Annotated in this window: 6 protein-coding genes; 3 read left to right on the plus strand and 3 right to left on the minus strand. The window is 28.6% G+C overall.

All coding sequences use genetic code 11. The features are described 5' to 3' along the window. Positions 1 to 9: 9 nt before the first annotated feature. The 3 genes from QIA00_RS04235 to QIA00_RS04245 are packed head-to-tail and all read right to left on the minus strand — an operon-like array spanning position 10 to position 2751. A complete protein-coding gene (locus QIA00_RS04235) occupies positions 10 to 561 on the minus strand; it encodes a hypothetical protein (RefSeq protein ID WP_316257638.1) in 552 nt (183 codons plus the stop codon). Beyond that, a complete protein-coding gene (locus QIA00_RS04240; protein ID WP_316257639.1) occupies positions 530 to 1129 on the minus strand; it encodes a ribonuclease H1 domain-containing protein in 600 nt (199 codons plus the stop codon). Before QIA00_RS04240 ends, QIA00_RS04235 begins: the two co-directional genes overlap by 32 nt. Positions 1130 to 1137: 8 nt before the next feature. Next, positions 1138 to 2751, minus strand: coding sequence for a hypothetical protein (locus tag QIA00_RS04245; protein WP_316257669.1), 1614 nt, complete (start codon positions 2749 to 2751; stop codon positions 1138 to 1140). Between the two features lie 234 nt (positions 2752 to 2985). Here QIA00_RS04245 and arcA point away from each other — a divergent pair, with 234 nt between their 5' ends. Genes arcA through QIA00_RS04260 form a run of 3 tightly spaced genes read left to right on the plus strand, consistent with a single transcriptional unit; the run spans position 2986 to position 6739 of the window. Further along, positions 2986 to 4218 carry an arginine deiminase gene (gene arcA, locus QIA00_RS04250; RefSeq protein ID WP_316257640.1) on the plus strand — a complete coding sequence of 411 codons (1233 nt, stop codon included), beginning with the start codon at positions 2986 to 2988 and terminating at the stop codon, positions 4216 to 4218. Between the two features lie 55 nt (positions 4219 to 4273). Then, entirely contained in the window at positions 4274 to 5257 is a 984-nt protein-coding gene (argF, locus tag QIA00_RS04255) for an ornithine carbamoyltransferase (RefSeq protein WP_316257641.1), read from the plus strand. A gap of 57 nt (positions 5258 to 5314) precedes the next feature. Continuing rightward, on the plus strand, positions 5315 to 6739 hold the full coding sequence (locus tag QIA00_RS04260; protein ID WP_316257642.1) for a YfcC family protein: 1425 nt from the start codon (positions 5315 to 5317) through the stop codon (positions 6737 to 6739). The last annotated feature ends 167 nt before the right edge of the window (positions 6740 to 6906 follow it).

Raw genomic sequence — 6906 nt, forward strand, 5'->3', positions numbered from 1 at the left:
TAATGATTTTCATTTATTAGTAATATTAATTTTTGTAGTTCTTGTTATTAAAACATTTATTGTTTTTTTTGCTTCAATTCCTACTTTTGTTATGTTGAGCTTAAAAATAGACGGATATTTAATAGTTGAGCTTAAGTTATTGCTATTATTTTTGTTTTTATAATGAATTTTTAGCGGATATACTTTAAATTTAAATGAAGTTTTAGGGCCAATAAAAAACTCTCTATATTTATTTGTATACTTTGTTTCATTGTTTATTGCAAGATCTTCTTTTTTTAAGACGATCTTATCGTTGTTAAGGCTAGTGTTTTTCCAATTTATTTTTACTATGTCTAAGCTATTGTTTGTAATTTGAATATAAATATATTCATTTGTAGCTTTAATTACGTCTATGCTAATGTATTTAGAGGGAGATTCTAAAACTTTAAAATCAGTTTCATAATCATGGTTTATTTTTATTGTTGTACAACAATAAAAATAAACCATTGAAATCAGAAATATTGTTTTTATGTATTTTTTGACAATATTTCTACTTAGTTTTATGAAAACCAAGATCTGCAATATTTTCATTTCCTGGTATAAAAGAAATTTTTCCACCTTGTTCTTCAAATTTTTTCCTTAATTCAGTTGTCTTTTTGATTAAATTAATAGTAATTTGCGTTAAATTTTTGCTATTATAGATTCCTTTTGACCAATAGTCAATTATTAATTTACTGTCGCCAAATATGTTTGTTATATTTTCTTTTAATGATATTTTGAGAGCTGTATATAGGGCAAGCAGTTCTCCAAAATTATTGCTAATCCCTTGAAAATTTTTGACATAATAATTTCCATATTCATTAATTAGGGATTTATCTAAGATTTTGTCCAATATTGAAATTCTTTTTTCGTTTACAACTCTAATTTCTACGCCCTTTCCTCTTCCTGTTCCAGAATCAAAATATATTCCAATTGGGTGATGATGAATTTTGTTCTCATTATTAAATAGCCAATTTTGAGCTTGTTCTATTGTTTTGAAACTTTTTATTTTATTGTTTTTTCCTTTAATGGTAGTTTTGCATTCTTCCCAGGATTTGAAAATAATTTTTTCATTACTATTAATCAAAATACAGGCATAATATTTGTTCATATATAGTATTAATTTCCTGAGCACCAGAGATTTGTAATATTGCAAGCTCTTCCAAAAATTTTTTCTTTCGATTTTTTTAATTCTATTGCATCTACAATTTCTTTATTGTAGCCAATGAATTTTTCTTTTAAGGTCGGTTTAATAAGCCTTTTTGGAAGCACGCTTGGAAGTATTCCTGTAATCGTATAAGACATGTAAAAATTGTAAGCCGCTGCATTTATTTCTCCAGGAGTAATTATTCCCGAAATTTCGTAATTTCTTGATACATTAAGTCCTGCTATTTTATATATTCTGTCAACCACTAAAGAACAATAGGTTTTGTTGTGAATTTCTTCAAGATTAAATGAATCTGTCCATAAATTAGAAGATATTAAGGGAACCATATATCCAAAGTTATTGTCAATATATCTACTTCTTCCGAAATTAATAGCTTTTTGAATTGTTCTTGTGTCTGTTATTGGTGAGAATATTTTTAATATTCTTGATTGTACATATGTTGAAAGCTTTTCGTATCCTGAACCCTGAGTAGATGCTGTATCGAATTTGATTTGATTGCTTGTAATTATTGATTTTATATCAAAGCTATCAATTCCATTGAATGCAATTTTTTTAGTAGCCTCATATTTTTCTTCATCAAATATTCCCACATGTTGCCAAAAATAAAAAAACTCTGTCCAATCTATTTTAGGCTTTATTAATATTATGTCGCCATTTGATAAAATAGATCTTAAATTTTTAGGAGTTATTTCAATGCCTGTATTTGGGTCTATTATTTTTGGTATTATATCGTATTTATTGTTATTATCGGAGTCAGCAGTTGATCTTTTACTTCTTCTGGGCGATTGCTTTGAATAATACAGTTCATTGTGAAGATCTGAAATTTTTTGTTTTTCAATTATTGTTTTTATTTTACTGTTTTCAACTTTTAAAAAGCGCATAAATTGTTCAAAATATTTTTTATCTTTTATTTTTAATAATTGATTTGCTATTATGTGCGGTGCAATATATTCTTTTCCATCTATTATTTCTTTTGTTATTGAGTTTATATTTTCTTGAGGAAAGAATGAATTGATGTGGCTTAATTGTATATATCCCAAATTTTTATCATGAAATGTTTGCTCAATTAAGTTTAAAATTTCTTTTTCTAGATGCATTTGCAATTCTATTAGTTCTGTTAAATTTTTATTATCTGAATTTGTATGAGTAAAATTTGTTTTTTTTTCAAAAGCAGTATCAATCTTAATTGTTAGATTTCCATTGACGCTGCTTTGATCTATAAACTTTATCCATTCGGTTTCACTATTTAGATAGTTTTTATAAGCATTTAGATAGTTTTTTATTTCTTCAAGTTTTTGCGGGCTTATTTTGATTTTTGCTGCTGTTTGTTTTATTAAAAAAGAATTATCGTTGTTGTTTAAAATTTCTTGGACACTGGATATTGGTATTCGATATTCTACATTAGAAGGATTTTGTATTAAAGAGCTTTCTAGTGGTGTTTTTTGTGTTAATATGATTTCTGATGCGCTTAAATTTTTTGACTTATTATCTGCAATTAAGGCACAAGAGAATAATAAAGTGTGTGTAGTTAATATCAATAATATTAATCTATTAATTTTCTTCATGAGTAGTATTTTAGCATAATTTTTTATTAATGTTTTTGATGCAAAGTTTTTAGAACTTATTTTTTTGTTTTTGCAATTTTTTTTACATTTATATAATATTTTTAACATTATTAAAAATAATTGATTTTTTTAATATAAATCATAGTATTTTAATTTTTTTTAAAAATAGTTGATATTTTTTAATATAAACTATAGTATTTTAATATATGACAATTTTCATAAAGGGGGAAATCGATGGAAGAAGAATATTTAAATCCAATAAATATATTTTCGGAAATAGGTCGTTTGAAAAAAGTTTTGCTTCATAGGCCAGGAGAAGAATTGGAAAATTTGACACCCTTGATTATGAAAAATTTTTTATTTGATGATATTCCTTATCTTAAAGTTGCAAGACAAGAGCATGAAGTTTTTGTAGATATTTTAAAAGATAATTCAGTTGAAATTGAGTATGTTGAGGATCTTGTTAGCGAGGTTCTTAATTCTTCTGTAGCGCTCAAAGATAAATTTATATCTCAATTTATTCTGGAAGCAGAAATAAAAACCGATGACACAATTAATATTTTAAAAGATTATTTTTCTAATTTAACTGTTGATAATATGGTTTCTAAAATGATTTCAGGTGTTGTAAGAGAAGAGCTCAAGGATTTTTCATCTTCTCTTGATGATTTGGTTAATGGCTCAAGTCTTTTTATTATTGATCCTATGCCCAATGTTTTATTTACCAGAGATCCTTTTGCTAGTATTGGCAATGGAATTACAATAAATAAAATGTATACCAAGGTTAGATGCAGAGAGACAATATTTGCAGAGTATATTTTTAAATACCATTCCATTTACAAAGAAAATGTTCCAATTTGGTTTAATAGATGGGAAGAAACTTCTTTGGAAGGTGGTGATGAGTTTGTTTTAAATAAAGATCTTTTGGTTGTTGGAATTTCGGAAAGAACAGAAGCAGAATCTGTAGAAAAACTAGCTGCCAGTCTTTTTGAAAATAAGGCCTCATTTAACACAATTTTGGCTTTTAAAATTCCAAAAAATAGAGCTTATATGCACTTAGACACAGTTTTTACTCAAATTGATTATAGTGTTTTTACAAGTTTTACAAGTGATGATATGTATTTCTCAATTTATGTTTTAACTTATAATTCAAATTCTAATAAAATTAATATTAAAGAAGAAAAAGCCAAGCTCAAAGACGTTTTGAGTTTTTATCTAGGCAGGAAGATTGACATAATAAAATGTGCAGGTGGAGACTTAATACATGGTGCAAGAGAACAATGGAATGATGGTGCTAATATTTTGGCGATAGCTCCAGGAGAAGTAATTACTTATTCTAGAAATCATGTAACCAATAAGTTGTTTGAAGAAAATGGTATTAAAGTTCATAGAATTCCGTCTAGCGAGCTTTCAAGGGGGCGTGGTGGGCCAAGATGTATGTCTATGCCTTTAGTAAGAGAGGATATTTAAATTTAAGCATGAGTAAATGAGTTTTTGAAAACTTGATTGCAAAGGTTGGTGATTGATGTATAATCTACGAAATAAGAGCTTTTTAAATCTTTTAGATTTTACAAGCAAAGATATTGAATATTTACTTGATTTATCGATTAATTTAAAAAAGTCAAAATATGCAGGAATTGAAGTGCAGAAACTTAAAGGTAAAAATATAGTTATAATTTTCGAGAAAGATTCAACAAGGACTCGTTGTGCTTTTGAGATTGCAGCTTACGATCAGGGAGCAAATATTACTTATTTGGGATCTCAGGGCAATCAAATAGGCTTAAAAGAGTCTATGATAGATACCGCCAGAGTTTTGGGGCGCATGTATGATGCCATTGGGTTTAGGGGATTTTCCCAGCAGACCGTTGAATGTTTGGCAAATTATTCCAATGTTCCTGTTTACAATGGATTGACAGATATTTCTCATCCAACCCAAATACTAGCCGATTTAATGACAATAAAAGAGCATAAGGGGAATTTAAAAGGGATTAAAATAGTGTTTTGTGGCGACGGTAGGTGTAATGTTGCTAATTCTTTATTAAAAGGCTGTGCTATTATGGGGCTTGATTTTAGAATTTTTGCTCCCAAGGAGCTTTTCCCAGACCCCGATTTGACGATTAAGGCTAGGTCTTTAGCCCTAGAGAGTGGGGGTAAAATTACAATTACAGATTCTAAAGAAGAAGCTGTTAAATGTGTTGATGTTGTGTATACAGATGTGTGGGTGTCTATGGGGGAGAGTAATTGGGAAGATAAAATAAATCTTTTAAAGCCTTATCAGGTTAATAAAGAGATAATGAGCATGGCAAAAGATGATGCAATATTTATGCATTGCTTGCCCGCTTTTCATAACTTAGATACCGAGATTGGTAAGGATATTTTTGATAAATACGGGCTTGATGGAATTGAGGTTACAGAAGAAATTTTTGAAAGTAAAAACTCAGTTGTTTTTGATGTGGCTGAAAATAGAGTGCATACCATTAAAGCTGTTATGGTATCAACTTTAGGATAACGGTATTTTTATATGATTATATGAAATTAAATTTATAAATTATTTAGGAGGAATGTTATGATCAGAATGCCAAGTAGTTTTACAATAATATTTTCTTTAATTGTATTTGTTACCATTTTAACGTATGTGATTCCTGCTGGTAAGTTTGATAAAGAATTTAAGCAAATGGGTGATGGGTCTAAAAGGGAAATAATTGTTGCTGGAACTTATCAATATGTAGATCGAGCTCCTAGGGGATTTTTACATCCCATTATGACTATTTTAACTGCAATGTCAAAGGGTATGGAACATGCGGTCGAGGTTATTGTTTTTGTTTTAATTGTTGGAGGTGCTTATGGAATTATTATGAAAACTGGAGCAATAGATGCAGGAATTTATTTTTTAATTAAGAAGTTAGGGCACAAAGATAAATTGATTATTCCTTTGTTAATGTTTATTTTTTCAATTGGTGGAACTGTAACTGGGATGAGTGAGGAGACCCTTCCTTTTTATTTTGTTATGATTCCCTTGATAGTTGCTTTGGGTTATGATAATCTTGTTGGGGCGGCTATTATTGCTTTAGGAGCTGGGGTGGGGACGATGGCTTCTACTGTAAATCCATTTGCGACAGGAATTGCATCTGCAATAGCTTCTATTAGCTTGCAGGATGGATTTTATTTTAGAATTGCTCTTTATTTTGTATCAGTATTAGTTGCTATAATCTATGTTTGTGTTTATGCGTCTAAAATTAAAAAAGATCCCTCAAAATCGCTTGTGTATTCTCAGAAAAATGAACATTATCAATATTTTGTTAAAAAAGACGGACTTTCTACTGGAGATAATGCTCAGAATACTCTTGATTTTACTTTTGCTCATAAATTAGTTTTACTTTTGTTTGGATTTATGATATTGATTTTAATCTTTAGCATTGTTAATCTTGGTTGGTGGATGCAAGAAATGACAATGTTGTATCTTGGAGTTGCGATTATAGCGGCCTTTATTTGTAGATTGGGTGAAGCTGAAATGTGGGATGCGTTTGTGAAAGGCTCTGAAAGTTTGCTAACGGCCGCTCTTGTTATTGGACTTGCTAGAGGTGTTATGATAGTATGTGATGATGGGTTGATTACTGATACTATGTTAAATGCTGCTACTAATTTTTTATATAATCTTCCAAGACCCCTTTTTATTGTTTTGAATGAAATTATTCAAATATTTATAGGATTTGTTGTTCCATCTTCATCAGGTCATGCCAGTCTAACTATGCCAATAATGGCTCCACTTGCTGATTTTTTATCAATTCCAAGATCTTCGGTTGTTATTGCCATGCAAACTTCATCTGGACTTGTTAATTTAATAACACCTACCAGCGGAGTTATAATGGCAGTATTAGGAATATCTAGATTAAGTTATGGTACATGGTTTAAGTTTGTTTTACCATTATTTATTATTGAGTTTTTTATTTCAATTTTAGTTATTATAGCCAATATTTATTTAAGTTTTTAATTTTTTAATTGTGATAAGTTTTTAATTTTTTAATTGTGAATTCTCTTTTTATTATTTTTTAATTGTGAATTCTCTTTTTATTATTTTTTAATTGTGAATTCTCTTTTTATTGATTGATTGCGGCAAGTATAGTTTTTTGTATTAATTAAACTAAAAACTAATAAACT

Origin of the sequence: Borreliella americana, from assembly GCF_032595795.2 — a bacterium.
Classification (GTDB): domain Bacteria; phylum Spirochaetota; class Spirochaetia; order Borreliales; family Borreliaceae; genus Borreliella; species Borreliella americana.